Here is a 26,371-nt window from a genome sequence, read left to right as displayed (position 1 = left end):
CGCCTACCGCCGGGCGATCCGGAACAGCCGTATCTCCCGCAGCACCCGCCCCTGGTACGTCGCGTACGGCGGCCAGAAGGCGACCAGCTCGCGCCAGACGGCCTCCCGCTCGTCGCCCTCCAGCAGCACGGCGGTGACCGGGATGTCCGCGCCCTTGCGGTTGATGTCGGCCTCCGGGTGGGCGAGCAGGTTGTGCGACCAGGCGGGGTGGCCCTCGCGCCCGAAGTTGGAGCCGACCAGGATCCACGAGCGCCCGCCCGTTTCGGGCATGCACGCGAGGGGAGTACGGCGGGCCAGTCCGCTGCGCGCGCCGGTGGACGTGAGGATCACCCCGGGCAGCATCAGCGCGCTGAGCAGCACCTTTCCACGGGTGAGCCGGTGCACGGCCCGGTCGAGGGCCGGGACGACCCGGGGCGCGACCCTGGCGAAGGCGCGGGTCGAGGAGACCTTCTGGACCACGCGTGTGCCGATGGCCGTCACACCGTCACCTCCGCCGCCTCGAACAGCCGCGCCGCGTCCGCGGCATGGGCGCGCAACCGGTGGACGGGCCCGAACAGCAGCTCGTCGCCCGCGGCGCGCTTGAAGTACAGATGGGCCTCGTGCTCCCAGGTGAAACCGATCCCGCCGTGCAGCTGGATGCCCTCGGCGCTCGCCGCGCGCAGCGCCTTGAGGCCCTGGGCGAGCGCGAGGGCGCCGGCCCGTTCACCGTGCGCGGTCGCCCAGGCCGCGTAGTAGGCGGCCGACCTGGCCGCCTGGACCTGCACGTAGACGTCGGCCAGCCGGTGCTTGACCGCCTGGAAGGAGCCGACCGCCCGCCCGAACTGCTCGCGCTGCGCGACGTACTCGACCGTGCGCTCCAGGGCCCGCGCGGCGGCCCCTGCGGCCTCGCAGGCGAGCACCGCGGCGGCGAGGTCCCCGCACGCGGCGAGCGCGGCGGACACCCCGGTGCCGTCCGGGTCCGCGCCGAGCAGGTCGGCGGGCACGTCCCGGAGCTGGATGCGGGCCTGCGGGCGGGTGGCGTCGAGCGCGGTCTGCCGCACCCGCACCAGGCCCGCCGCGTCCCCCGGCACGAGGAGGAGCAGGGTGCGCGACCGGGCGAACCCGCCGGCGTGCGCGGCGACCAGCAGCAGTCCGGCGCTGTGGCCGTCGAGCACCTGCTCGGCCTGCCCGTACAGCCGCCAGCCGCCGTCCGCCGACCGGGTGGCCTGCACCCCGCCGGCCCGCCCGCCGCCGGCCCAGTCGCCACCGTTGCCGCCGGTCAGCGCGAGGGCGGTGGCGAGCAGGGTGCCGGGCACGGCGAGCGCGGCGGTGAGCGCGCCGGAGGCGAGCCGGGGCAGCAGCTCGGCGCGTTGCGCGCCGGTGCCGAGGGCGAGCAGCAGCGGGGCGGCGAGCACGGCGGTGGCCAGCAGCGGGCTGGGGGCGAGCGCGCGGCCCGTCTCCTCGGCGGCGAGGGCGAGTTCGGTGGCCGAGCAGCCGACGCCGCCGTACTCCTCGGGCAACGCGAGCCCCGGCAGGCCGAGTTGTCCGGCGAGGGCGGACCACAGGTCACGGTCGTGTCCGGCGGGGGTGTCGAGCGCGGCGCGCAGCGCGTGCGGCCCCGCCCGCTCGGCCAGCAGGCCGCGCAGCGTGCGGCGGATCTCGTCCTGCTCGGCGGTGAAGGTGGCGTCCATGGCTCTTCCCTCCGGATCTGACGGGCCGTCATATTAGGAGGGAGAGAGCCAGGACGGAAGCGCGTCGCACCGGGGAGGAGCCCTGTCGTGTCTGCCGTGTCCCATGTGTCCACCCGCAGGCGGAGAGTCGCCGCGGTCGGGGTGTCCCTGTCCGACTGCGGCCGGGTGGCGGACGCCACGCCGTACGCCCTGCACGCCCAGGCGGCCCGCCGCGCGCTCGCGGACGCGGGGCTCGGGCGGGAGGTGGTGGACGGCTTCGCCTCCGCGGGCCTCGGCACCCTGGCGCCCGCGGAGGTCGCCGAGTACCTGGGCCTGCGGCCCACCTGGGTCGACTCGACCTCGGTGGGCGGCTCCACCTGGGAGGTGATGGCCGCCCACGCGGCGGACGCGATCGCGTGCGGCCACGCCGAGGCGGTGCTGCTGGTCTACGGCTCCACCGCGCGCGCCGACATCAGGGCGGGCCGCCGCACCGGCGACCTGTCCTTCGGCGCGCGCGGGCCGCTCCAGTTCGAGGTGCCGTACGGCCACACGCTGATCGCGAAGTACGCGATGGCGGCCCGCCGCCACATGATCGAACACGGCACGACGATCGAGCAGTTGGCCGAGGTGGCGGTCCAGACGCGGGCCAACGCGGCGCTGAACCCGGACGCGATGTTCCGCGAGCCGGTCACGGTGGACGACGTCCTGTCCGGCCCGATGATCGCGGACCCGTTCACGAAGCTGCACTGCTGCGTCCGCTCCGACGGCGGCGCGGCGGTGCTGCTCGCGGCCGAGGAGTACGTGCGCGACTGCCGTACGGCGCCGGTGTGGGTGCTCGGCACCGGCGAGCACGTCTCGCACGCGAGCCTGTCGCAGTGGCCCGACTTCACCGTCTCCCCGGCAGCGGTCAGCGGCCGGCTGGCCTTCGAGCGGGCGGGGGTGGGCCCGGCGGAGATCGACTTCGCGGAGATCTACGACGCCTTCACGTACATGACGCTGGTGACGCTGGAGGACCTGGGCTTCTGTGCGAAGGGCGAGGGCGGGGCGTTCGTGGAGAAGGGCCGGCTGCTGGTGGCGGGCGGCGCGCTGCCGGTGAACACCGACGGCGGCGGGCTGTCCGCCCAGCACCCCGGGATGCGCGGCCTGTTCCTGCTGGTGGAGGCGGTACGGCAGCTACGGGGCGAGGCGGGGGCACGGCAGATACGCACGACGGACGGCCACCCACCCCGACTGGGCCTGGCGTCCGGCACCGGCGGGTGGTTCTGCTCGTCGGGGACGGTGATCCTGGGGCGGTGATCCTGGGCGGTGATCCTGGGCGGTGATCCACCCTTCCCTGCGAGGGGGGCGATACTCGCACCATGGGAACGGATCTTCAGGAGCTGCTGCGGTCGCTGCGGGTGTGGGACCCGGAGGTCACCTCGCTGCCGGAGCTGGACCCGGCCGCCGCGCCGGACGGCCCCCTCGACCTGTTCACCGCGTGGTTCGCGGACGCGGTGGCCGCGGGCGAGCGCGAGCCGCACACGATGTCGCTGGCGACGGCGGACGCGGAGGGCCGGCCGGACGTACGGATCGTGATGCTGCACGGTGCCGACGCGGCGCACGGCTGGTCGTTCGCGACGCACGCCACCAGCGCGAAGGGGCGGGACCTGGCCGCCCGCCCGTACGCGGCGCTGGCCTTCTACTGGCCGGTGCTGGGCCGCCAGGTGCGGGTGCGCGGGCCCGTCGCCGTCGCGCCGCCCGAGGACGCGCACGCGGATCTGCGGGTGCGGTCCACGGGAGCGCTGGCGGCGGCGCTGACCGGCCGGCAGAGCGAGGTCCTCGGCTCGGTCGAGGAGCTGCGGGCGGCGTCCGAGGAGGCGTGGGAGCGAGCCCGGCGGTCTCCCTCGACGCCTGCCACGACGTGGACGCTCTACCATCTGGCGCCCACCGAGGTGGAGTTCTTCCAGGGGGAGCCCCACCGCCGCCACGTCCGCCTCCGCTACCGCCTGACGGCCGCTTCCACCTGGCAACACGAACTGCTGTGGCCGTAGCCGCGCCCCGACGGCAAGCCCCTCGCGCAGTTCCCCGCGCCCCTCAAGTGCCTCCCTGCGGGCTCGTCGTGGCTGGTCGCGCAGTTCCCCGCGCCCCTGACGGGGCGCACCTGCCCAAGCCCCTGAAAGGGGCGCGGGGAACTGCGCGAGCAACCCCCACCCAGCCGCACTTTCCCAGAGGCGCGAGGCACCACACGAGGAAACCCCGCCCAGCCACACATCCCCCAGGGGCGCGGGGAACTGCGCGAACGGCCACGACGAGCCCGCAGGTGACCAGGGGCGCGGGGAACTGCGCGATCACCCCCACCGGCCCCCACCGGCCCCCACGGCCCCGGGACCCGCCATCGCCCCCGTCTCAGCCGAAGGCGTACACCGCGAAGTCGGCCACCGGCCGGTAACCCACCCGCACATACAGCGCGTTGCTCGTCGGATTCGCCAGGTCCGTGAAGAGCAGCACCTCGTTCCCGTCCCCCCGGCTCACCTCGGCCGTGACCGCGCCCGCGTACCCGCGCCCGCGCCACTCGGCCGGGGTGTAGACCGGCGCCACCCGCACCTGCCCCGCGACCACCCGCGTCCGCCCGGCCAGGGACACCGGACCGTCGCCGGGCGTCTCCCAGAACGTCACGCCGCCGTAGGCGATCCGCTGGTCCGCCCACCGCCGGGCGTCCCGCGGGGACCGGTGCTCCGGGCCGTACCCGATGGCCGCCTGGAACTCCTGGTACCACCGGGCCACCAGGTCCCGGTCGGCCGGGCCGGCCACCCGGGCGCCGCCCGGCGGGACCGGCCGGGGCACGGTCAGCTCCACGAGCCGGTACAGCCGCTGCCGCCGCAACAGCTCCCCCTCCGCACCGGTCAGCGCGCTCCAGACCCGCGCGAACGCCGCCGCCGTGGCCGACTCCCCGTTGACGCCCGTCACCGGGTACCCGGCCTCGGCGAGCCGGGTGGCGAGGGCCTCGGCCTCCTCCTCGGCCACGGCCGTCAGATGGACCGGGTGCGGCGACGTGTGCAGGGCCGCGCCCCGGACCTTCCCGCCGCCCTCCAGCACCGCGAACAGCGGCGCCTGCGCGGAGTACGCGTGCAGCCCGTGCCGGCGCAGGGTGTCCGTGACCGTCAGCGGCACGGTGTGCGGCGCCGGGCGGGAGGCGAGGAAGTCTCCGGCCCGGGAGAGGAAGTCGTCGAGGTCGGCGGTGAGGTGCCAGTCCGCTGAGGGCATCCGTCACCGCCCCGCTGTCGCGGGCGGCGCGGGGTCCGTCGCCAGCCGGGCGTGCAGATGGACGTCCCGGAACGCGTCCCGGCGCCCCGATTCCCACATCGCTTCCCGCAGGGTGCCCTCGTAGGGGAACCCGCAGGCCGCCGCGGTCCGGCAGGACGCGTCGTGGCCGAGGGCGTGCCCGAGCTCCAGGCGGTGCAGCCCGAGTTCGGCGAACGCCCAGGCCGTCGCGAGCCGCAGCGCCCGCGTCGCGACCCGCTGCCCGCGGGCCTCGGGAAGCACCCAGTAGCCGACCAGCCCGAGCCGCATGACCTGGTTGATCGCGTTGATGCCGACATGCCCGAGCACCGCGCCGCTCGCGGCGTCCGTGACGCAGAACGGGACGCAGCCGCCGTCGGCCCCGAGCTGCACCTGCGCGCGCAGGGACTCGCGGGCGCTGTCGGTGCCCGTGGTGTCCTGCAAGGGCGTGTTCCAACGCCGGAACTCCGGGTCGGTGCGCCCGTGCAGCCAGGCCGCGACGTCCGTCTCGGACCCGGGGTCCCAGGGCCGCAGCAGCAGGCCGTCGCCGTGCGGTGCGGACCGGGCGGGCAGGTGGGAGCGTTCACGTATCGGCGCCATGCCCCCATTGAACCGTCGGCGCGGCGGCAGCCGTCACGGATTTTCCGGCCGGAACACCACCACTCCCTCCCGGAACTCCGCCACCAGGGCCATACCCGGACGCAGTTCGTCCGGCGCGCACGCCACCACCTCGGTCGCCACGCGGGGCCCCTCCTCCAGGTCCACGACCGCGGCGACGTACGGCGTGCGCGCGTCGAAGGGCGGGAGCTGATGGCGGTGCACCACCGACCACGTGTAGAGCGCGGCCCGGCCGCAGGCCGGCTCCCACTCCACCTCGTCGCTCCAGCAGTGCGGGCAGAACTCGCGCGGGTAGTGGTGCGCCCGCCCGCAGGCCCGGCAGCGGCGCACCAGCAGGTGCCCCCGCGCGGCCGCCTCCCAGTAGGGCCGGGTGAACGCGTCGATGTCGGGCAGGTCGTGGCGGCCGCTCATCCGAACCAGCCCAGCGCGCTGTCCAGCGACCAGGTCTGCCAGGACATCGCGAACAGCGCGACCACCGAGATCAGCGCCATCATCGCGTTCTGCCCCTGCTCGGCCCAGTCGTGGATCATGAGGGTGAAGTACGCCGCGTTGAGCAGCAGCCCGCCGATCAGGGCCACCGGCGTCAGCAGGCCGAGGATCAGGCCGAGGCCGAGCGCGAGTTCCGCGTAGGCGACGACGTACGCCATCGCCCGGGGCCGGGGCCGTACCACCGTGTCGAAGCCCGAACGCACCGCCGCCCAGCGGTGCTTGGCCGCCACGTCCGCCGCCCAGGTGATGCCCGCGCCCTGGAACCAGGTCTTCTTGTCCTTGTGCCGCCAGCTCTCCAGCCACCACAGCCCGAGGCCGATGCGGAGCACGGCCAGCCATGCCCCGCCGCCGAGCCAGATCGTGTCCATGAGACACCCCGTTCCGCCGACGCCGGTATCTGACGGTACGTCAGTTCAGCGGACCGGCGCCGGTTCCGCAAGAGCGGTGCGGCGGATCGCCGCGAACCGGCTTCGTCACGTCCGCACCTTCGCGCGGGAGGACCGCCTCACCCGCGTCCGCACCTACACGCGGGAGGACCGCCTCACCCGCGTCCGCACCCGGCAGAGGAGCGCGCCGCACCCTCCGTCACCCACGGTGCCGGGCCCTCGCCGCCAGGGCCCGGCACCGCCGCGTCCGGATGCGACCAGGTCGGGTACGCCACGAGCGGCACCCGCCCGTCCACCAGGCGTGATCAATCCGCAACCAATTCCCCTCTTGACCGAGACCCATCAACACGGTGTGTGATTACGCTCCGGTTCATGACCGACTCCTCCACGTCCCCGACCTCCGCGGCACCGGCCTCCCCGGCCGCCGACCGACCCGTCTACGTCATAGGCGGCGGCCCCGGCGGACTGGCCGCCGCGCACGCGCTGCGGGCCCGGGGCATACGCGCGGTCGTGCTGGAGCGGTCGGACGCCGTGGGCGCCTCCTGGCGCGGCCACTACGACCGGCTGCACCTGCACACCACCCGCCGGCTGTCCGCCCTGCCGGGGCTGCCCATCCCGCGCCGGTTCGGGCGCTGGGTCTCCCGCGACAACGTGGTGCGCTATCTGGAGAAGTACGCCGAGCACCACGACCTGGAGATCGTGACCGGCGTCGAGGTCTCCCGCGTCGAGCGCACGGCCGACGGCACCGGCTGGCTGCTGCACGCCACCGGCGGCCGGGAGCTGACCGGCGGCGCGGTGGTCGTCGCCACCGGCTTCAACCACACCCCGAAGGTGCCCGACTGGCCCGGCCTCAAGGACTGGACCGGCGACTTCCGGCACGCCTCCGCCTACCGCAACGCCGAGCCCTTCACCGGCCGGGACGTGCTGGTGGTCGGCATCGGCAACACCGGCGCCGAGATAGCCGTCGACCTGGTCGAGGGCGGCGCGGGCCGGGTCCGGCTCGCGGTCCGCACGGCCCCGCACATCGTGCGCCGCTCCACGGCCGGCTGGGCCGCCCAGTACACGGCCGTGGCGGTACGGCGGCTGCCCGTCGGGCTCGTCGACCGGCTGGCCCGGCCGATGGCCCGGATCAGCGTGCCGGACCTCTCCGCGCACGGTCTGCCCCGCCCCGACACCGGCCTGTACTCGCGGGTGAAGCAGGGGGCGATCCCGGTGCAGGACGTCGGCCTGATCGACGCGGTGCGCCGGGGCCGGATCGAGGTGGTCGCGGCCGTCTCGTCCTTCGAGGACGGCAAGGTGGTCCTCGCCGACGGCACCGTCGCCGAGCCGGACGCCGTGGTCGCCGCGACCGGCTACCGCCGGGGTCTGGAGGAACTCGTCGGCCACCTCGGGGTGCTGGACGAGCGCGGCCGGCCTCTCGCGCACGGCGCCCGTACCCCGCAGGACACGCCCGGCCTGTACTTCACCGGCTTCTCCAACCCCATCAGCGGCATGTTCCGCGAGATGGCCATCGACGCGGAGAAGATCGCGAAGGCCGTCGCCCGGCAGGCGGACGGGAAGCTGTCCCGGCTGCCGGTCTGATCCGGCGGACGCCCGGGCCCGGGAAACGGGAAACGGGGGCCGGGGGCCGGAGAACCCCGGAAGCCCCGGGAAGCCCCGGGAAGCCCCGGGAAGCCCCGGGAAGCCCCGGGAAATTCAACTCGCCTACGTGCGGCTTTCGTTGACGGCGGGACGGATGTGGCGGGAGAGCTGTACCGCGCCGCCGCGCGGGACCAGAATGTGAGCACTGCTCAGCTTTCCTGCTCCACATCCCTCTCGCCCTGACGGAGGACGCACGTGGCCCATGAAAGACAGCACTCCCCCCGCATGACCGCGCCCGCACCCGCACCCGCACCCCGGCTGACCCGGCGCTCCCTGCTCGGCGGTGCCGCCGCGACGGCCGGGGCCGCGGCGCTCGGCACGGCCGCCGCCCCGCCCGCCTTCGCCGCCGCGGACCGCACCGTCGACGTGGCCGTGGTCGGCGGCGGGCTCGCCGGTCTCACCGCGGCCCGCGACCTGGTGGCCGGCGGCCGGTCCGTGGCCGTCCTGGAGGCCCGCGACCGGGTCGGCGGCCGGGTGGTCAACCTCGCCCTCGCGAACGGCGGTTTCACCGAGGGCGGCGGCGAGTTCGTCGGCCCCACCCAGGACCGCGTCAAGGCGCTCGCCGACTCGCTCGGGGTGGCCACCTTCACGACGTACAACACCGGCAAGAACCTGCTCTACAAGGACGGCACCCGCACGCCGTACGCCACCGACGGGCTGCTCGGCTCGGTGCCGCCGGTGGACGCCGCGGGGCTCGCGAACGCGGCGATCGTGCAGTCCGAACTCGACAGCATGGCCGCGCAGGTGCCGGTGGACGCGCCCTGGACCGCGGCCAAGGCGGCCGAGTGGGACAAGCAGACCTTCGAGAGCTGGCTGAACGCCAACGCGGTCGTGCCGTCGGCCAAGTTCCTGCTGGACGTGGCCTGCACCTCGATCTTCTCCGCCCAGCCGCGCGAACTCTCGCTGCTGTACGTCCTGTTCTACATCGCCGCCGCCGGGAACGAGTCGACCCCCGGCACCCTGGAACGCCTCACCGACACGGCGGGCGGCGCGCAGGAGTCCCGGTTCGTCGGCGGCTCCCAGCAGGTGCCCCTCAAGCTGGCCGCGACGCTCGGCGACCGGGTGGTGCTGAACGCGCCGGTCCGCTCGGTGACCCGCTCCGGCGGCTCGTATTCCGTGGCCGCCGACGGCGTCACCGTGCACGCGAGCAGGGTCGTCGTCGCCCTGCCGCCCCCGCTGGCGGCCCGTATCGCCTTCGACCCGCTGCTGCCGGCCGCCCGGGACCAGCTCGCCCAGCGCCTGCCGATGGGCTCGATCGGCAAGGCGATCGCGGTCTACGACACCCCGTTCTGGCGGGCCGACGGCCTCAACGGGCAGGTGGTGAGCGACTCCGGGGCGGTCCGCTCGACCTTCGACAACTCCCCGCCGGACGGCTCCTACGGCGCGCTCATGGGCTTCATCGAGGCCGACGAGATGCGGGCGTACGACGCCGCGAGCGTGGCCGACATCAAGGCGGCCGTGCTCAAGGACTACGTCAACTACTTCGGGAGCAGGGCCGCTTCGCCCACCTCCTTCGTGGTGCAGCGCTGGGACGACGAGGGCTTCTCGCGCGGCGGTCCGGTGGCGTTCGCCCCACCGGGCGTGCTGACGGCGTACGGGCCGGCCCTGCGCGCGCCGGTGGACGGGATCCACTGGGCGGGCACGGAGACCTCGACGTACTGGAACGGCTTCATGGACGGCGCGGTCCGCTCCGGCGAGCGGGTGGCGAAGGAGGTGCTGGCGACGCTCTGAGTCCGTGGTGGCGGGCGGTCCCGGCGCACGGACCGCGCCCCGGATCCGCCCGCTCCTCCGGCTTTTCCCGCACGACAGTTCCTGACGCTGCGTCAGTTCAGTAATCTGACAGAGCGTCAGTTAACGGAGCTGTCACACAGGAGCGGGCGGACCGATGCTTGGATCAACCCATGGCACCCTCACCACCGACGCCCGCCGGGCCCGGGTAGTCGCCTGTGACGACCCGCGGCCCGGGCCCACCGTGCACGGCCGGGCGGCCGACGCGGGCGACCTCGACGTCAGCGGCCGGCCGCTGCATACGGACGTACCCGATCTGGAGCGGTTCTTCCGGCCGGAGTCGGTCGCCGTGATCGGCGCCTCCGACGGCGAGGGGCGGCCCAACACCGGGGTCACCCGGCAGCTCCTGGCCTGGGCCGAGCGGGTCGGGGCCCGGCTGCACCCGGTGCACCCGGCCCGCCCGGCCGTCTTCGGCATCCCGTGCGTGCCGTCCGTCGCCGACCTGCCCGAGCAGGTCGACCTCGCCGTGCTGCTGGTCGCCGACCCGCTGCCGGTGATCGAGGAACTCGCCGAGGCCAAGGCGCGGTTCGCCGTCGTCTTCGCCTCGGGCTTCGCGGAGACCGGCGAGCGGGGGGCCGCCGCGCAGGAGCGGCTGGCCGCCGCCGTCGCCCGCTCGGGGATACGGCTGCTCGGCCCGAACACCAACCTCAACGCCTTCGAGGAGTTCCGCGCCGACCTGGACGGGCCGGCCATCGCGCTGATCACCCAGTCCGGGCACCAGGGCCGGCCGGTCTTCGCCCTCCAGGAGCTCGGCATCCGCGTCTCGCACTGGGCCCCGACCGGCAACGAGGCCGACCTGGAGAGCGCCGACTTCGTCTCCTGGTTCGCCGAGCGGCCCGAGGTCGGCGCCATAGCCGCCTACGTCGAGGGCCTCAAGGACGGCCGCGCGTTCCTGCTGGCCGCCGACCGGGCCGCCCGCCGGGGGGTGCCCGTGGTCGTCGTGAAGGTGGGCCGCACCGAGGCCGGATCGCGCACAGCCGCCTCCCACACCGGCAAGCTGACCGGCGCGGACGACGTCGTGGACGCCGCCTTCCGGCAGTTCGGGGTGATCCGGGTGGACGGCCTGGACGAGCTCCAGGACACCGCCGCGCTGCTGGCCCGCGCGCGGCCCCCGCGCGCCGACGGCGTGGTGATCTACTCGATCTCCGGCGGCACCGGCGCGCACGCCGCCGACCTCGCGACCGCCGCCGGGCTGCGGCTGCCGGAGCTGTCCACGGCCAAGCAGGCCGAGCTGCACCAGTGGATACCCGCGTACCTGAACGTGGCCAACCCGGTCGACAACGGCGGGCATCCGGTGGGCGACGAGCGCGGCCGGAAGATCATCGACGCGATCCTCGCCGACCCCGCGGTGGGCGTGCTGGTCTGTCCGGTCACCGGGCCCTTCCCGCCGCTCAGCGACCGGCTGGTGCGGGACCTGGTGGACGCGGCGGAGACCACGGACAAGCTGGTCTGCGTGGTCTGGGGGTCGCCGGTGGGCACCGAGCCCGCCTACCGCGAGACGCTGCTCGGCTCCTCACGCGTCGCCACCTTCCGCACGCTCGGCAACTGCCTCACCGCCGTCCGCGCCCACCTCGCCCACCACCGCTTCACCGACGGCTACCGCTCCCCCTTCGACGAGGCCCCGCGCACCCCCTCGCCGTCGTATCGCAAGGCACGCGCGCTGCTCCGGCCGGGGCAGCAGCTGAGCGAGCACGCGGCGAAGCAGCTGCTGCGGGCGTACGGCATCCGGGTGCCGCGCGAGCAGCTGGTCACCAGCGCGGCGGCGGCCGTGCGGGCGGCGGCGCAGATCGGCTACCCGGTGGTGATGAAGGCCTCCGGCGCCCGGATCGCGCACAAGACCGAGCTGGGCCTGGTGAAGATCGGCCTGACGTCCGCGAGCCAGGTCCGTGACACCTACCGCGAGCTGACCGACATCGCCCGCTACGAGGGCGTCGGGCTGGACGGCGTACTGGTGTGCCAGATGGTCGAGCAGGGCGTCGAGATGGTCGTCGGGGTGGGCCACGACGAGCTGTTCGGGCCGACGGTGACCGTGGGGCTCGGCGGGGTGCTGGTGGAGGTGTTGCGGGACGCGGCGGTGCGGGTGCCTCCGTTCGGCGAGGACCAGGCCCACGCCATGATCGACGAACTGCGCGGCCGGGCCCTGCTCGACGGGGTCCGCGGCCGGCCGCCCGCCGACCTCGACGCGCTGGTCGAGGTGGTGCTGCGCGTCCAGCGCATGGCCCTGGAGCTGGGCGACGACATCGCCGAGCTGGACGTCAACCCGCTGATGGTGCTGGGCCGCGGGCAGGGCGCGGTGGCCCTCGACGCGCTGGTGGTGTGCCGGTGACCGGCGACGCCACCTCCGTACGGCACGAGGTCCTCGGCCCGGTCGTACGCATCACCCTGGACCGCCCCGAGGCCCTCAACGCCCTCACACCGGCCCAGCGCGAGCGGGTGATCGAGCTGCTCGGGGACGCCTCGGCCGACCCGGCGGCACGGGCCGTGGTGCTGACCGGGACCGGGCGCGGCTTCTGCGCGGGCGCCGATCTGCGCGGGGCGCCCGCGTCCGGGGAGCGGGTCGCCGGGGACGTGGCGCGCACGCTCCGGCTGGGCGCGCAGCGCCTGGTGGCCGCCGTACTGGACTGCGAGAAGCCGGTGATCGCGGCGGTCAACGGCACCGCGGCCGGACTCGGCGCGCATCTCGCGCTCGCCTGCGACCTGGTGCTGGCCGCCGAATCGGCCCGGTTCATCGAGGTGTTCGTGCGGCGCGGGCTGGTCCCGGACGGCGGCGGCGCGTATCTGCTGCCCCGGCTGCTCGGACCGCGGCGGGCGAAGGAGCTGATGTTCTTCGGGGACGCGCTGTCCGCCGCCGACGCGGAGCGGCTCGGCCTGGTCAACCGGGTCGTTGCGGAAGGGGAGTTGGAGAAGGCGGCCCTGGAGTGGGCGGGGCGGCTCGCGACCGGTCCGACCCGGGCCCTCGCGCTCACCAAGCAGCTGGTCAATGCCTCCCTGGACGGCGACCGTGCCGCCGCCTTCGCCGCCGAGGCCGCCGCCCAGGAGATCAACATGACCACGGCGGACGCCCGGGAGGGCGTGGCGAGCTTCGTGGAGCGCAGAAGCCCCGAGTTCCGGGGCCGTTGAGCCGTACGCGGCCGCGGCGGCCGTACGCGGTCGCGGCGCGGCCGAGGGGCCCGCACCCCTTCCTATCTGACAGTCCGTCAGTTTCAATGAGGGTGTGATGGGACACGCAGGGGCGGCGGCCGCGGCCGTCCGCTATCTCAGGTCGGCCGGGCCCGCGGGCCCGGTCGAGGCGCTGCCCCGCCCCGAGTTGCGCTGTGTGCGCGACGGCGAGCGGGCACCGGTGGACCAGGGCGAGTTCCGGCGGGTGCTCGGCACCTTCGCGTCGGGCGTGGCCGTGGTCACCGCACCGGCCGCGGAGGGCGAGCCGGGGCCCGCGGGCTTCGCCTGCCAGTCGTTCTCCTCGCTCTCCCTCGACCCGCCGCTGGTCGCCTTCATGGTGGGCCGCACGTCGTCGACCTGGCCGCGGATCGCCCGCGCGGGGGTGTTCTGCGTCAACGTGCTCGGCGCGGACCAGGGCGCGCTGTGCCGGGCGTTCGCGGTCAGCGGCGCGGACAAGTTCGCGGGGGTGGCGTACGACGCGGCCCCGGTGTCCGGGGCGCCGCGCCTGGTGGGCGCGGTGTCCTGGATCGACTGCGCGGTGCACGCCGTGCACACCGGCGGCGACCATCTCGTGGTGGTGGGCCGGGTGGCCGCGCTCGGCACGGCGGACGACGACGCCCCGGGCGGTCCGCTGATCTTCCACCGGGGGCGGTTCGCGCGGCTGGAGCGCTGAGCCGGACCGCCGGCAGGGGACCCGGACCCGGCCGGCCGTCTCGCGAGCACCGCCCCCGCGCCCGGACCCCCGCCGCTCAGACCGCGAGCGCGGGCCGCGGTGCCGGAGCCCCGCGCCGGATCACCAGGGCCATCAGGGCCGCCGCCGCGCACAGGGCCCCGGAGGCGTACCAGACCAGGTCGTAGGAGCCGAAGGCGTCGCGGGCCACGCCGCCGAGCCAGGCGACCAGGGCCGCGCCGACCTGGTGCGAGGCGAGCACCCAGCCGAAGACGATGGCGCTGTCCTCGCCGTAGGCGGCCCGGCACAGGGCCAGGGTGGGCGGCACGGTGGCGACCCAGTCGAGGCCGTAGAAGACGATGAAGAAGATCATCGGCGGGTGCACGCTCGGCGCCAGCAGCATCGGCAGGAAGAGCAGGGACAGGCCGCGCAGCGCGTAGTACACGGCCAGCAGCCGGCGCGGCTCGAAGCGGTCGGTGAACCAGCCCGAGCAGATCGTGCCGATCACGTCGAACACGCCGACGACCGCGAGCAGCGAGGCCGCCGCCGTGACGGGCATCCCGTGGTCGTGCTCGGCGGGCACGAAGTGGGTCTGCACCAGGCCGTTGGTGGAGGCGCCGCAGATCGCGAAGGTGCCGGCCAGCAGCCAGAAGGTGCCGTCGCGCACGGCCCCGGACAGCACCCGCAGCGCGCGCCGGGCGGCCCCCTGGACGGGCGGCGGCTTCGGCACGAACTCCTGGGCGCCGTACGGCTTCAGGCCCACGTCGGCGGGATGGTCGCGCAGCAGCAGCCACACGAACGGGACGACCGCGAGCGCGGCGAGCGCGACGGTGACCGCGGCCGGGCGCCAGCCGTGCCGGGTGACCAGCCACGACAGCAGCGGCAGGAAGATCAGCTGGCCGGAGGCGGAGGCCGCGGTGAGGATGCCGCTGACCAGGCCGCGCCGCTCGGTGAACCAGCGGTTGGTCACGGTCGCGGCGAACGCCAGCGCCATCGAGCCGGAGCCGAGGCCGACCAGCAGGCCCCAGCAGAGCATCAGCTGCCAGGCCTGGGTCATCCACACGGTCAGGACGGAGCCGATCGCGATGACGGTCAGGGCCACGGCGACCACGCGGCGGATGCCGAAGCGGTCCATCAGGGCCGCCGCGAACGGCGCGGTGAGGCCGTAGAGCGCCAGGTTGACCGAGACGGCGGCGCCGATCGTGCCGCGCGACCAGCCGAACTCCTGGTGCAGGGGGTCGATCAGCAGACCGGGCAGGGAGCGGAAGGCGGCCGCGCCGATGATCGTCACGAAGGTGACGGCGGCGACGAACCAGCCCCGGTGGATGCGGTGGCGGCGGGCGGGCGGGGTGTCCTCCGCCGCGGCGGCCTCGGTTGTCTGGGTCACGTCATCCATGGTCAGGGGCGCCATGACCGGAATCGAGTGGCCCGAAGGCCAGTGTTCGCTAGGATCGGGCCATGAGCCGTGCACACGATCATGTTCGGGATCAGGTCAGGGACGGCGGACCGGCTTTCCGTCCGCACCGCGTCGTCGTCCTCGCCCTCGACGGCCTGCTCCCCTTCGAACTCGGCATCCCGCACCGGATCTTCGGCCGCCCCCGGGACGCGCGCGGACGGCAGCTGTACGAGGTGGTGACCTGCTCGGTCCGGCCGCCCGGCCCGGTCGAGACCGACGCCGACTTCGCGGTCCAGGTGGCCCACGGCCCCGAGGCCCTGGCCGGCGCGGACACGGTGATCGTCCCGGCGTCGTACGAACTGGGACCGGTCTTCGAGGAGGGCGTGCTCACCCCCGAACTGGCCGCCGCGCTGGCGCACATCCGGCCCGGCACCCGGCTCGCCTCCATCTGCACCGGCGTCTTCGTGCTGGCCGCCGCCGGCCGGCTGGACGGCCGCCGCGCCACCACCCACTGGGCCGAGGCGGCCCATCTCCAGCGCCTGTTCCCGAAGGTCGACGTCGACCCGGACGTGCTGTTCGTCGACGACGGCGACGTGCTGACCTCGGCCGGGGTCGCCGCCGGGATCGACCTGTGCCTGCACATGGTGCGCCGCGACCACGGCAGCGCCGTCGCCAACGAGATCGCCCGCCGCACGGTCGTCCCGCCGCACCGCGACGGCGGCCAGGCGCAGTACATCGAGCGCCCGGTGCCCGATCCGCAGCAGGCCGGCACCACCGCGGCGCGCGCGTGGGCGCTGGGGCGGCTGCACGAGCCGATCCAGCTGCGCGACATGGCCGCCCAGGAGGCCATGTCGGTACGGACGTTCACCCGCCGCTTCCGCGAGGAGGTGGGGGTGAGCCCCGGCCAGTGGCTCACCCGGCAGCGGATCGAACGGGCCCGGCAGCTGCTGGAGTCGACCGGCCTCTCCGTGGACCAGGTGGCGCGGGACGCGGGCTTCGGCACCGCCCAGTCGATGCGCCAGCACCTCCAGACGGCGCTGGGCGTGACACCGACGGCGTATCGGCGGACGTTCCGGGCGACGGGCACCGCCGCGGCCGCCGCGCGGGCGGTCCCCGTCAGAACGTGAGCACCCCCCGCGCCACCCGCCCGGCCTCCGCGTCCGCGGCCGCCTTCTCGAAGTCCTCGACCGGGTAGGTGGCGGTCACCAGCTCGTCCAGCAGCAGCCGGCCCTGCCGGTACAGCCCGGCGTACAGGGCGATGTCGCGCTGGGGGCGGGAGGAGCCGTAGCGGCAGCCAAGGATCGACTTGTCCAGGTACATCGAGGAGACGAGGAAGGACGCCTCGGCGCCCGCCGGGGGCACGCCGAGCAGGACCGCCTGCCCGTGCCGGTCCAGCAGGTCCACGGCCTCCCGGATCAGCCCGGTGCGGCCGACGCACTCGAAGGCGTGGTCCACGCCGTCCGGCAGCAGCTCGCGCACGCCCTGCGTCGAGGTCAGGAAGTCGTCGGCGCCGAACCGGCGCGCGAGCTCCTCCTTGTCCGGGTTGGCGTCCACCGCCACGATCCGGAGCGCGCCGGCGATCCTGGCGCCCTGGATGACGTTCAGGCCGATCCCGCCCGCGCCGATGACGAGGACGCTGTCACCGCGGTCCACCCGGGCCCGGTTCAGGACGGCGCCGACGCCGGTGAGCACCCCGCAGCCGATCAACGCGGCCGACGTGAGCGGGATGTCCCGCGGGATGCGCACGGCCTGGACCGCCTTCACCACCGTCCGTTCCGCGAACGCCGAGTTGGCGGCGAACTGGTACAGCGCCCGGCCGCCCTGGGTGAAGGGCCGGGCCGGCCGCCCGATCGCCTCCCGGCACATCGTCGGCCGCCCCCGGTCGCACTGCGCGCAGGTGCCGCAGCTGGCGAGGGTGGACAGGGAGACGTGGTCGCCGGGCGCGACATGCGTGACGCCCGCGCCGACCGCCTCCACCACGCCCGCGCCCTCGTGCCCGAGCACCACCGGCACCGGGAAGGGGATGGTCCCGTCCACCACCGACAGGTCGCTGTGGCAGAGCCCGGCCGCGGCGATCGCGACCAGCACCTCGCCCGGCCCCGGGTCGCGCACCTCAAGGTCGTCGACGACCCGTACCCGCTTCCCGTCGAACACCACGCCTCGCACGGTGGTCCCCTCTCAGCCCTTGGGTTCTCTCGGCAGGCCGAGCACCCGCTCGGCGATGATCGTGCGCTGGATCTGGTCCGAGCCGCCGTACACCGTGTCGGCCCGGGAGAACAGGAACAGGTGCTGGAGGGCGTCCAGTTCGTACGGCGCCGCCGCCGACCAGTCCGCCGGGCCCGCGCTCGCCTCGGCGCCGCGCGCGAGCATCGCGAGCTCGCCGAGCCGCTGGTGCCAGCCCGCCCACAGCAGCTTGGCCACGCTGGGCGCGCCCGGGTCGCCGGCGCCGCCGCCGAGGGTGCGCAGCGCGTGCCAGCGCATGGTGCGCAGCTCCGCCCACAGCCCTGTCAGCCGCTCCCGTACGACCGGATCGTCCAGCGCGCCGGTCTCGGCCGCGGCCGAGACGACCCGGGCCAGCTCCCGGGCGAAGCCGATCTGCTGGGCGAGGGTGGAGACGCCCCGCTCGAAGCCGAGCAGGCTCATCGCGACGCGCCAGCCCGCACCCTCGCCGCCCACGACGTGCTCCGCGGCCGCCCGCGCCCCGTCGAAGAGGACCTCGTTGAAGTCGCTGGTGCCGGTCAGCTGCCGGATCGGCCGGACCTCGATCCGGCCCGGCTGGTCCATGGGCACGAGCAGGAAGCTGAGCCCGTGGTGGCGGCGCGAGCCGGGCTCGGTGCGGGCGAGCACGAAGCACCAGTCGGCCTCGTGCGCGAGGGAGGTCCAGATCTTCCGGCCGCTGACGCGGAACTCGCCCGTCCCGTCGCGTACGGCGGCGGTGCGCACGCCGGCCAGGTCGGAGCCGGCGTCGGGCTCGCTGTAGCCCTGGCACCACAGTTCGTCCCCGGCAGCGACCGGCGGCAGGAAGCGGGCCTTCTGCTCGGCGGTGCCGTGCGCGAGCAGGGTCGGGGCGAGCAGGTTCTCCCCGATGTGCCCGCAGCGCGGCGGGGCGGCCGAGCGGGCGTACTCCTCGGCCCAGGCGACCTGCTGGGTGAGGGTCGCGGTGCGGTTGCCGTACCCGGACTCGGGCCAGCCGAGGCCGATCCAGCGCGCCTTGCCGAGGGTGCGTTCCCAGCTCCGGCGGTCCTGGCGGTCCTGGCGGTCCTGGGCCGGATCGGCGGGCGCCGGCGCGTGCGCGGCCAGCCAGGCGGCCGCCTCCGCGCGGAACTTCTCGTCCTCGGCGGTCCGTCCGAACTCCACGGGGGTCTCCTTCCGGAGGGGTGGGGCAGTTGTCTGGCTGACGGTCCGTCGTGGTTGCTCGCGCAGTTCCCCGCGCCCCTTGCAGGGGGCCGGTGTTGTCGGTCGAGTGACCGGCCGTCTTGGTTGCTCGCGCAGTTCCCCGCGCCCCTTGCGGGGGCGCTCACCGGGCCTCACTGGTTGGGGCGGGCTCCCTTTCGGGCTGCCTGTTCCATTTCTTCCAGGCGGGCCAGCATCGGCATCGGGTCGGTGCCGACCGTTCCCGGCAGCAGGTCGGCGATCCGTTCGGGCGTCCAGGAGCCCTCGGCGTAGGCGGCGCGCAGTTCGCGCGGCTGGGCCCAGACCGCGAGCTTGGGGCCCGCGATCGTGTACACCTGGCCGGTGACGCGCTGCTCCCGGGCCCGGTCGGAGAGCAGATAGACCACCAGCGCGGCCACGTCCTCCGGTTCGCCGATCTCCGCGAGTTCCATGGGGACCCCGGCGGACATGCGGGTGCGGGCCACGGGGGCGACCGCGTTGGCCGTCACGCCGTACTTGTGCAGGCCGAGCGCGGCGCTGCGCACGAGCGAGATGATCCCGCCCTTGGCGGCGCTGTAGTTGGCCTGCGAGACGGAGCCCTGGTGGTTGCCGCTGGTGAAGCCGATCAGGGTGCCGGAGCGCTGCTCGCGCATCAGCGCGGCCGCGGCCCGGAACACCGTGAAGGTGCCCTTGAGATGGGTGGCGACCACCGGGTCCCACTCCTGCTCGGACATGTTGAACAGCATCCGCTCGCGCAGGATCCCCGCGACGCACACGGCCCCGTCGAGGCGCCCGAACGCGCTGCGGGCCGTGTCCACCACGCGTTGGCCGCCCGCCATGGTGGAGATGTCGTCGGCCACCGCGATCGCCTCGCCGCCGGCCGCCTCGATCTCCTTGACCACCGCCTCGGCGGGCTCGCTGGTGGGCGAGGTGCCGTCGGTCGTGACACCGTAGTCGTTGACGACGACGCGCGCTCCCTCGGCCGCCGCGGCCAGCGCGACCGCGCGGCCGATCCCCCGCCCGGCGCCCGTCACGGCGACGGCCTTGCCTGCCAAGAAGTTCCCCACTTCCGGCCCCTTCCCGCGGTTTCTGACGGACCGTTAGATTTTTGCCCCGACGGCGTGCGCAGACAAGACACGTGCACGGACAAGACGCGCGCGCCGACAACCCCGGGGAGGACCGAGATGGCACTGCCGGACGCGTTCCACGACATCGCGAAGCGGGTCAGCAACTGGGGCCGCTGGGGGGCCGACGACGAGATCGGGACGCTGAACCTGATCACCGACGAGGTCGTCCGCGAGGCGGCGGCCTGCGTGCGCAGCGGGCGGCGGATACCGCTCGCGCTGCCGCTGAAGGAGGACGGTGTGCAGACGGGGATGATCCCGGGCCGGGTCAACCCGCTGCACGTGATGGTGCAGATCAACCAGGAGCTGTTCGGTCCGGGCACGGTCGCGTGCAGCGACGACGCCGTGACCATGGGCCTCCAGGCCGGCACCCACTGGGACGCGCTGACGCACGTGTCGCACTCGGGGAGGGTCTACAACGGGCGGCCCGCGTCGACGGTCACCGCGCACGGCGGTGCCGCGTTCGCCGGCATCGACAAGGCGCCCCCCGTCGTCTCGCGCGGGGTGCTGCTCGACGTGGCGCGGGCCCGCGGCGTCGAACGGCTGCCGGGCGGGCACGCGGTGACGCCGGAGGACCTGGAGGCCGCGGAGGAACTGGCGGGCACCCGGGTGCGTTCCGGCGACGTCGTGCTCGTACGGACGGGTCAGGTGCGGGTGTATCTCACGGGCGACAAGCAGGGGTACGCGTATCCGTCGCCGGGGCTTTCGGTGCGTACGCCGGAGTGGTTCCACGCGCGCGATGTCGCGGCGGTCGCCAACGACACGCTCACCTTCGAGATCTTCCCGCCCGAGCTGGACGACCTGTGGCTGCCGGTGCACGCCCTGGACCTGGTGGAGATGGGGATGCTCCAGGGCCAGAACTGGAATCTCGAAGAGTTGTCCACAGCCTGTGGAGAAGAATCCCGGTACGCGTTCCTGCTGTCGGCGATGCCGGAACCGTTCGTCGGGGGCACGGGCACACCGGTGGCACCGGTGGCCGTGCTCTGAAGGGATACGGAGGCATTCAGGGGTACGGGGGCACCCAAGGGCACGGAGGCACTCGGAAGGAGTACGGCAGGCGTGAGGAGGGGTTCCGGCTGGCGGCGCGCCGCTCCCGCCCCCGAGCGCGTTCCGCGCGCCGCCATCCGGCTTCCGGCGCTCCGCACGGCCCCTCCGCCCTGAGGGGGCCGACCGGTACCGGTCTCGCGACCCACACTCGCCGAGGGCCACCGTCACCTGATGCCCTCGCCGTCCCCTCGCGGCGGTTCGCTCACACCAGCGTGATCAAACGGTCACGGCACGTCAACAGCGCCTGAGGCATTCATCCCTTACGCCCTTTTCGCAGCGGGGTGCGCACGGATGCACACCCCCGGCGCACGGCCGCTACACGGCCTCGTAGGCCATGCCCTCGTACGCCGAGATCCCGCTGCCGTAGGCCGTGCCCGCCGCCTCCGGGCGCTCGGAACAGCGGTCCAGCTCGCACCAGATGCGCTTGCCCGCGCCCTCCGGGCTCCAGCCCCAGCGGTCGGCGAGACCGTCGACGAGGGCGAGACCGCGGCCGCCCGTGGCGTCGCCGTCCGCGCAACGGGGCACCGGCGCCCGGGTGCTGGTGTCGGCCACCTCCAGGCGCACGGGGGCCGCCTCGGCCTCGCCGCCGGGCAGGAACAGCCGCACCACGGCCGTACAGCCGGTGTGCACCACGGCGTTGGTGACCAGTTCCGAGACGAGCAGGATCAGCGTCTCGGCGAGCGGCTCGTCCACCGCTATCCCCGACCCGGCCAGGCGCGAACGGGCCCATCGCCGGGCTCGCCCCACCTCAGCGGGGTCGGGCCGGATCTCCAGCTGCACTTGAAGCACCTGCACCGCTCACACCATCCGAACCGGCGGACACGTGGCTTCGCGCCACATGAGCGCCCCTGCGTGCGCCATGACGAGAGCCACGATCGTAGCCATTGTCTGCATGGCCAGAACAACCGTCGAAGCAAGGGTCACGGACCGTTACTCCCTTGCGAGACAGCATGGTTGACGTACAGTCACCTCAACAAGCGCTTCGGGCATATTCCAGCGCGAAGGAGTACCCGTGCGGCATACTGTGCGACGCTCGCCGCGGTGAGTCGAACGGGCCGGGGCCGACGGCCCTCCCGCCCTGCGAGCAGCGCTGCGCACCGCCGGAGGCGGGGTCGCCCCAGGGGCCACACCGGCATGGCTCGCACTCTGAACCACTCGCATCCCACAGAAGGTACCGGAGCGGACGCCCGACTCCAGGACGTGACAAGTCACGCCTAGGACACAACCCGATATCGACGCTCCGTGACACCGGAGTGCCACGATCCGCGACATCCGCCGGTACGACCGCGCGTCATCGCAGACCAGAGCCCTGGACAACGCTGTCCGCGAGGAGGGCGTCGGCGAGTTCCCGGGCACGGACCGTCGCCGGGACACCACGCTGTGCGCGCACCCAGGCGCGTTTGAGGTGCAGATGCACGTCGCACTCCCAGGTGAACCCCATGCCGCCGTGCACCTGGAGGCAGTCGCGGGCGCCGCGCACGGCGGCCTCGTCGGCGAGCAGCCGGGCCCCGGCGATGTCGAGCGGGTCACCGGTGACCGCCGCCGCGTAGACCGCGACGCGGGCGATCTCGGTGCGCGCCAGCATGTCCGCGCACAGGTGTTTGACCGCCTGGAAGGCGCCGATCGGCTGTCCGAACTGCTCGCGCGCCCGGGCGTGGCGCACGGCCAGCTCACCCACCCGCCCGGCGGTCCCGAGCTGCTCTGCGGCGGTGAGCAGCGCCGCGACGGGATCCTCCGGGGCGGTGAGCGGCGCCGCGGCAGGGTCCTCCGGGGCGGCAAGCAGCGCCGCGGCTGGAGCCTCCGGTGCCGCGGGGGACGGCCGCACCGCGTGCAGCGGTGTCAGCGGGTCGACCGAGTGCAGCGGCTCCGCCCCCGTCGCGTCGCCGCGGACGGTGTCCGCCTCCGCCAGCCACTCGACGAGGGAGCCGTCGACGGCCGCCACGACGGTCTCGCCCGTGTCCGCGCCCTGCACCTGCCCGGCGGCGAGGTGGGTGGCCACCAGGGGCCCCGGCAGCAGGGCGCGGCCCGCCTCCTCGAAGACCAGCACGGCCTCGGGCAGGCCGAGGCCGACCCCGCCGTCCGCCTCCGGCAGCCTGAGCGCGAAGAACCCGGCCGCGCCGAGCTCCCGCCACAGCCCGCGGTCGAGCCGGGGCTCCTCGACGGCGGCCCGCAGCGCCTCGGGCCCGAACCGGCGGGCCAGCAGCTCCCGCGTCCCCGCCCGCAGGGCCCTCTGGTCCTCGGTCAGCTGGAAGCGCACGCGCCCTACCGTCCCTTCGGCAGGCCGAGGATCCGCTCGGCGACGATGTTCCGCTGGATCTGCGAGGTGCCTGCCGCGATGGTGTACGACAGCGAGGACAGCCGGTCCGCCGTCCAGCCCCGGCCGAGGTCGAGCGACGCGGCGCCGAGGACGTCGGCGGCGGTGTCGTAGAGCTCCTGACGGGCGTGCGAGTAGCGCAGCTTGAAGACGGAGCCGCCCACGCCCGGGACCCCTCCGCCGGCCTGCGCCTCGCTGACGTTCCACTGGGTCAGCCGCCACAGCGCTCGGAACTCGGCGTGCAGCAGGCCGAGCCGGCGGCGCAGTGCGGGGTCGTCCCAGCGGCCGTTCGCGCGGGCCTCGCGGGCGAGTTCGCCGAGCACCCGCAGGCAGGCGACGACCTCGCCGACGAAGGCGGTGCCGCGCTCGAAGGAGAGCGTCACCATGGTCACCCGCCAGCCGTCGTGCTCCGCGCCGACCCGGTTGGCCACCGGCACCCGCACCTCGTCGAGGAAGACCTCCGCGAACTCGGTGGACCCCGCGAGGGTTCGCAGCGGCCGTACGGTCACGCCGAGCGCGTCCATGGGCATCGCGAGCCAGCTGATCCCGCGGTGCCGGGGGGCCTCGGGGTCGGTGCGCACGAGGAGTTCGCACCAGTCGGCGACCTCGGCGTGCGAGGTCCAGATCTTGGCGCCGCTGACCACGTAGTCGTCGCCGTCGCGGCGGGCCCGGGTGCGCAGCGCCGCGAGGTCGGAGCCGGCGCCGGGCTCGCTGAAGCCCTGGCACCAGACCTCCTCGCCGCGCAGGATCGGCGGCAGCCAGCGGGCGCGCTGGGCGGCGGTGCCCTCGGCGGCGATGGTGGGGCCCGCGTGCAGCAGCCCCACGAAGTTGGCGCCCACATAGGGCGCGCCCGCCCGTTCGGTCTCCTCCAGGAAGATCAGCCGCACGGTCGGGGAGGCGTCCCAGTGCACGTCGGCGTACCCGGCGTCGTGCAACCTGCCCTGCCAGCCGAGGTCGTAGGCGCGGCGGGCGGGCCAGTCCGTGGCCGGGGGCTTCGGCGGCAGGTCCGGCAGCGCCTTGGCGAGCCAGGCGCGCAGCCGCGCCCGGAACTCCTCCTCCTCGGGCGTGTACGACAGGTCCATCCCGGCCACCCATCTGATGGAGCGTCAGTTACGGCGTCAGTCGGGCAGGCTAGCCCCGCGCCTCTGGACCGGCAAGGCGCGCGGGCCTACGCTCTGCGCACGATCTGACGCATCGTCAGCTACGGCAGGGGGCAACGGACATGACCGCCACCACCGCGACCGCGCTCGCGCACGAACTGGGCGCCTCCGGCACGCTCTGGGAACTCGTCGACCGCCGCGCCGCGCTCACCCCCGACCGTCCCGTCCTGCTGCAGGGCGACCGCGTGCTGACCTTCGGCGGGCTGCGCGAGCGCGCCGAGCGGGTGGCGGCCGGCCTGTACGGCATGGGGGTGCGCCCCGGCACGGTGGTGGCCTGGCAGCTGCCGACCCGGATCGAGACGGCCGTGCTGTCCTTCGCGCTGGCCCGGCTCGGGGCGGTGCAGTCGCCGGTCATCCCCTTCCACCGGGACCGCGAGGTCGGCTTCGCGCTGCGGGAGTCGAAGGCCGAGTACTTCGCCGTGCCCGGCACCTGGCGCGGCTTCGACCACACCGCGATGGCCCACGGACTGGGCGCCAAGGGCGTCTTCGAGGCCTACGGCACCCTGCCCGACGGCGATCCGCGGGTGCTGCCCGCGCCACCCTCCGACGGCACCGCCGTGCGCTGGATCTACTGGACCTCGGGCACCACCTCCGACCCCAAGGGCGTGCTGCACACCGACCGTTCACTGATCGCGGGCGGCTCCTGCCTCGCCCACGCGCTGCGTCTTCGCGCCGACGACATCGGCTCGATCGCGTTCCCCTACGCCCATATCGGCGGCCCCGACTACACGGTGATGCTGCTGCTCTACGGCTTCCCGGCGGTGCTGTTCGAGCACTTCGCGCTGCCCGACGCGCTCGCCGAGTACCGGCGGCACGGGGTGACGGTGGCGGGCGGGTCGACGGCGTTCTACTCGATGTTCCTGGCCGAGCAGCGCAAGCGGCCCGACGAGAAGGTGATCCCGACCCTGCGGCTGCTCGCGGGCGGCGGCGCGCCCAAGCCGCCGGAGCTGTATCACAGCGTCGTGCGCGAGATGGGCGTCCAGCTCACCCACGGGTACGGCATGACCGAGGTCCCGATGATCACGATGGGGGCGCCGGACGACACCGCGCGCAACCTCGCGGCCACCGAGGGCCGGCCGCCCGAGGGGATGGAGATACGGATCGCCGACGGCGAGGTGCGGCTGCGCGGCGAGGCCGTCTGCCGGGGCTATCTCGACGCGGCGCAGACCGCGGAGGCGTTCGACGCGGACGGGTTCCTGCGCACCGGCGACCTCGGGCACCTCACCGAGGAGGGGCATCTCGTGCTCACCGGCCGGCTCAAGGACGTGATCATCCGCAAGGGCGAGAACATCTCGGCGAAGGAGATCGAGGACCTGCTGCACACCCACCCGGGCGTCGCGGACGTGGCGGTGATCGGGCTGCCGGACGCCGAGCGCGGGGAGCGGGTCTGCGCGGTCGTCGAACAGCCGCCCGGCGCCGAGCCGTTGACGCTCGACGCCGTGGCGCGCGGGCTGCGCGCGCAGGGCCTCGCGGTGCACAAGCTGCCGGAGCGGCTGGAGGTGGTGGCCGCCCTGCCGCGCAACGAGACCCTGCGCAAGGTCCTCAAGTACAAGCTGCGCGAGCGGTACGCGGGCACGGCGGGATCACCGGGCACGGCGAGTACGGCGGGCACGGTCGGATCGCCGGGCACGGCGGGAACACCGGGGCCGACGAGTACGACGGGCACGGCGGGTACGGCGGGTACGGCGGGTACGGCGGGCTGAGCCGCCGGTGTCCTATTCGGGCACGGTGAAGTAGCGGGCGAACGCGGGGACGATCTCCGCCTCGCCCACCTCGCCGTCGCCGTCGGTGTCGAGGGCGCCCGCCACGGCGGCGGCGGCCTGCGGGGACACCCCGAGCACGGTCAGCACCCGGATGGTGTCCGCGACGGTCGCGGTGGCGCGGCCGGTGTCCGCGAGGGCGAGCACGGCGTGCAGGAAGGGGCGGGCGATCTCCGCGAACCGCTCGGGGTTGTCGCGCAGCCGCTTGACCGCGCCGCCCACGAACTCGTCGCGGGTGATGCGCTGGTCGCCGTCCCGGTCCGCTATCCCGGCCATGCCCTGCCAGAACGCCTCGGCCCCGGCGTAGAGGGCCTGGCCCTTGTCGGAGCGGGCGGCCGCGCCGAACTCCGCCAGCAGCGCCTTGGCCGCCGAGCTGAAGTCCTCACGGTCGATCCAGCCGTTGCCGTCCTGGTCGAAACCGGCGAACCGCGCGGCGATCCTGCGCTCGTACTCGCTGCTCACCATGTCGGCCTGCCTCCTGACGTCGGATGGGTGCGTCCGGCACGGAGCGTACGACGCGAGCACCGGCCGGGGAGCGCG

General features: G+C 74.6%; 24 protein-coding genes. 10 read left to right on the top strand and 14 right to left on the bottom strand.

Going from position 1 to position 26,371, the window contains the following annotated elements; translation table 11 throughout:
* Nucleotides 1-3: 3 nt before the first annotated feature.
* Nucleotides 4-480, bottom strand: a complete 477-nt coding sequence (locus tag WN71_RS00505) for a nitroreductase family deazaflavin-dependent oxidoreductase (protein ID WP_046582410.1) — start codon at nt 478-480, stop codon at nt 4-6.
* Nucleotides 477-1,670 (bottom strand): acyl-CoA dehydrogenase family protein, encoded by a 1,194-nt coding sequence (locus tag WN71_RS00500; RefSeq protein WP_046582411.1) that lies wholly within the window; start codon nt 1,668-1,670, stop codon nt 477-479. The genes WN71_RS00505 and WN71_RS00500 overlap by 4 nt, the downstream gene beginning before the upstream one ends.
* 87 nt (nt 1,671-1,757) lie before the next feature.
* Between WN71_RS00500 and WN71_RS00495 the strand changes: the two genes are divergently transcribed.
* Together WN71_RS00495 and WN71_RS00490 are read left to right on the top strand one after the other, a co-directional pair.
* The gene (locus tag WN71_RS00495; protein ID WP_420856436.1) at nt 1,758-2,945 is read left to right on the top strand and encodes a thiolase C-terminal domain-containing protein; all 1,188 of its coding nucleotides are present in this window, start codon (nt 1,758-1,760) and stop codon (nt 2,943-2,945) included.
* Between the two features lie 62 nt (nt 2,946-3,007).
* A complete protein-coding gene (locus tag WN71_RS00490) occupies nt 3,008-3,679 on the top strand; it encodes a pyridoxine/pyridoxamine 5'-phosphate oxidase (RefSeq protein WP_046582414.1) in 672 nt (223 codons plus the stop codon).
* Nucleotides 3,680-4,034: 355 nt separating this feature from the next.
* On the opposite strand, the gene WN71_RS00485 is transcribed toward WN71_RS00490, so the two are convergent.
* The 4 genes from WN71_RS00485 to WN71_RS00470 are packed head-to-tail and all read right to left on the bottom strand — an operon-like array spanning nt 4,035 to nt 6,382.
* A complete protein-coding gene (locus WN71_RS00485) occupies nt 4,035-4,892 on the bottom strand; it encodes a GNAT family N-acetyltransferase (RefSeq protein WP_046582416.1) in 858 nt (285 codons plus the stop codon).
* 3 nt (nt 4,893-4,895) lie between these two features.
* Nucleotides 4,896-5,507: a GNAT family N-acetyltransferase gene (locus WN71_RS00480; protein ID WP_046582417.1), complete on the bottom strand. Its 612-nt coding sequence runs from the start codon at nt 5,505-5,507 to the stop codon at nt 4,896-4,898.
* 33 nt (nt 5,508-5,540) lie between these two features.
* On the bottom strand, nt 5,541-5,936 hold the full coding sequence (locus WN71_RS00475) for a Zn-ribbon domain-containing OB-fold protein (protein WP_046582419.1): 396 nt from the start codon (nt 5,934-5,936) through the stop codon (nt 5,541-5,543).
* Nucleotides 5,933-6,382: a DoxX family membrane protein gene (locus WN71_RS00470; RefSeq protein WP_046582420.1), complete on the bottom strand. Its 450-nt coding sequence runs from the start codon at nt 6,380-6,382 to the stop codon at nt 5,933-5,935. Before WN71_RS00470 ends, WN71_RS00475 begins: the two co-directional genes overlap by 4 nt.
* Nucleotides 6,383-6,772: 390 nt before the next feature.
* On the opposite strand from WN71_RS00470, the gene WN71_RS00465 reads away from it, so the two are divergent.
* From WN71_RS00465 to WN71_RS00445, 5 genes are all read left to right on the top strand, one after another.
* On the top strand, nt 6,773-7,981 hold the full coding sequence (locus WN71_RS00465; RefSeq protein WP_046582421.1) for a flavin-containing monooxygenase: 1,209 nt from the start codon (nt 6,773-6,775) through the stop codon (nt 7,979-7,981).
* Nucleotides 7,982-8,266: 285 nt separating this feature from the next.
* Nucleotides 8,267-9,772 carry a flavin monoamine oxidase family protein gene (locus WN71_RS00460; RefSeq protein ID WP_046582423.1) on the top strand — a complete coding sequence of 502 codons (1,506 nt, stop codon included), beginning with the start codon at nt 8,267-8,269 and terminating at the stop codon, nt 9,770-9,772.
* Between the two features lie 154 nt (nt 9,773-9,926).
* Nucleotides 9,927-12,155 (top strand): acetate--CoA ligase family protein, encoded by a 2,229-nt coding sequence (locus WN71_RS00455; protein WP_046582425.1) that lies wholly within the window; start codon nt 9,927-9,929, stop codon nt 12,153-12,155.
* Nucleotides 12,146-12,949 carry an enoyl-CoA hydratase/isomerase family protein gene (locus WN71_RS00450; RefSeq protein WP_046582426.1) on the top strand — a complete coding sequence of 268 codons (804 nt, stop codon included), beginning with the start codon at nt 12,146-12,148 and terminating at the stop codon, nt 12,947-12,949. The genes WN71_RS00455 and WN71_RS00450 overlap by 10 nt, the downstream gene beginning before the upstream one ends.
* A gap of 97 nt (nt 12,950-13,046) precedes the next feature.
* Nucleotides 13,047-13,661 carry a flavin reductase family protein gene (locus WN71_RS00445; protein WP_046582428.1) on the top strand — a complete coding sequence of 205 codons (615 nt, stop codon included), beginning with the start codon at nt 13,047-13,049 and terminating at the stop codon, nt 13,659-13,661.
* Between the two features lie 76 nt (nt 13,662-13,737).
* Here WN71_RS00445 and WN71_RS00440 read toward each other — a convergent pair whose 3' ends face one another.
* Nucleotides 13,738-15,045, bottom strand: a complete 1,308-nt coding sequence (locus WN71_RS00440; RefSeq protein ID WP_046582455.1) for an MFS transporter — start codon at nt 15,043-15,045, stop codon at nt 13,738-13,740.
* A gap of 71 nt (nt 15,046-15,116) precedes the next feature.
* On the opposite strand from WN71_RS00440, the gene WN71_RS00435 reads away from it, so the two are divergent.
* A complete protein-coding gene (locus WN71_RS00435; protein ID WP_046582429.1) occupies nt 15,117-16,181 on the top strand; it encodes a GlxA family transcriptional regulator in 1,065 nt (354 codons plus the stop codon).
* Here the strand turns inward: WN71_RS00435 and WN71_RS00430 are convergent.
* The 3 genes from WN71_RS00430 to WN71_RS00420 form a co-directional block, all read right to left on the bottom strand.
* Nucleotides 16,171-17,220: a Zn-dependent alcohol dehydrogenase gene (locus tag WN71_RS00430; RefSeq protein WP_046582431.1), complete on the bottom strand. Its 1,050-nt coding sequence runs from the start codon at nt 17,218-17,220 to the stop codon at nt 16,171-16,173. The two genes, WN71_RS00435 and WN71_RS00430, sit on opposite strands and share 11 nt — an antisense overlap.
* 12 nt (nt 17,221-17,232) lie before the next feature.
* On the bottom strand, nt 17,233-18,411 hold the full coding sequence (locus WN71_RS00425) for an acyl-CoA dehydrogenase family protein (protein WP_046582433.1): 1,179 nt from the start codon (nt 18,409-18,411) through the stop codon (nt 17,233-17,235).
* Between the two features lie 170 nt (nt 18,412-18,581).
* Nucleotides 18,582-19,493: an SDR family NAD(P)-dependent oxidoreductase gene (locus tag WN71_RS00420; RefSeq protein ID WP_046582435.1), complete on the bottom strand. Its 912-nt coding sequence runs from the start codon at nt 19,491-19,493 to the stop codon at nt 18,582-18,584.
* Nucleotides 19,494-19,610: 117 nt separating this feature from the next.
* On the opposite strand from WN71_RS00420, the gene WN71_RS00415 reads away from it, so the two are divergent.
* A complete protein-coding gene (locus tag WN71_RS00415) occupies nt 19,611-20,537 on the top strand; it encodes a cyclase family protein (protein WP_046582437.1) in 927 nt (308 codons plus the stop codon).
* A gap of 375 nt (nt 20,538-20,912) precedes the next feature.
* On the opposite strand, the gene WN71_RS00410 is transcribed toward WN71_RS00415, so the two are convergent.
* The 3 genes from WN71_RS00410 to WN71_RS00400 all read right to left on the bottom strand — a co-directional run bounded on the left by WN71_RS00410 (nt 20,913) and on the right by WN71_RS00400 (nt 23,993).
* On the bottom strand, nt 20,913-21,377 hold the full coding sequence (locus tag WN71_RS00410; protein WP_046582439.1) for an ATP-binding protein: 465 nt from the start codon (nt 21,375-21,377) through the stop codon (nt 20,913-20,915).
* Between the two features lie 511 nt (nt 21,378-21,888).
* Nucleotides 21,889-22,854, bottom strand: a complete 966-nt coding sequence (locus tag WN71_RS00405) for an acyl-CoA dehydrogenase family protein (RefSeq protein WP_046582441.1) — start codon at nt 22,852-22,854, stop codon at nt 21,889-21,891.
* A gap of 5 nt (nt 22,855-22,859) precedes the next feature.
* Entirely contained in the window at nt 22,860-23,993 is a 1,134-nt protein-coding gene (locus WN71_RS00400; RefSeq protein WP_046582443.1) for an acyl-CoA dehydrogenase family protein, read from the bottom strand.
* A 140-nt stretch (nt 23,994-24,133) separates the two neighbouring features.
* On the opposite strand from WN71_RS00400, the gene WN71_RS00395 reads away from it, so the two are divergent.
* Entirely contained in the window at nt 24,134-25,774 is a 1,641-nt protein-coding gene (locus WN71_RS00395) for a class I adenylate-forming enzyme family protein (RefSeq protein WP_079177560.1), read from the top strand.
* Nucleotides 25,775-25,786: 12 nt separating this feature from the next.
* On the opposite strand, the gene WN71_RS00390 is transcribed toward WN71_RS00395, so the two are convergent.
* Nucleotides 25,787-26,296: an EF-hand domain-containing protein gene (locus tag WN71_RS00390; protein ID WP_046582445.1), complete on the bottom strand. Its 510-nt coding sequence runs from the start codon at nt 26,294-26,296 to the stop codon at nt 25,787-25,789.
* Nucleotides 26,297-26,371 lie beyond the last annotated feature (75 nt).

Source organism: Streptomyces mangrovisoli (assembly GCF_000974985.2).
Classification (GTDB): Bacteria; Actinomycetota; Actinomycetes; order Streptomycetales; family Streptomycetaceae; genus Streptomyces; species Streptomyces mangrovisoli.
Note: the sequence above shows the minus strand (reverse complement) of the source record. Positions and strands in the feature narration are given on the sequence as shown.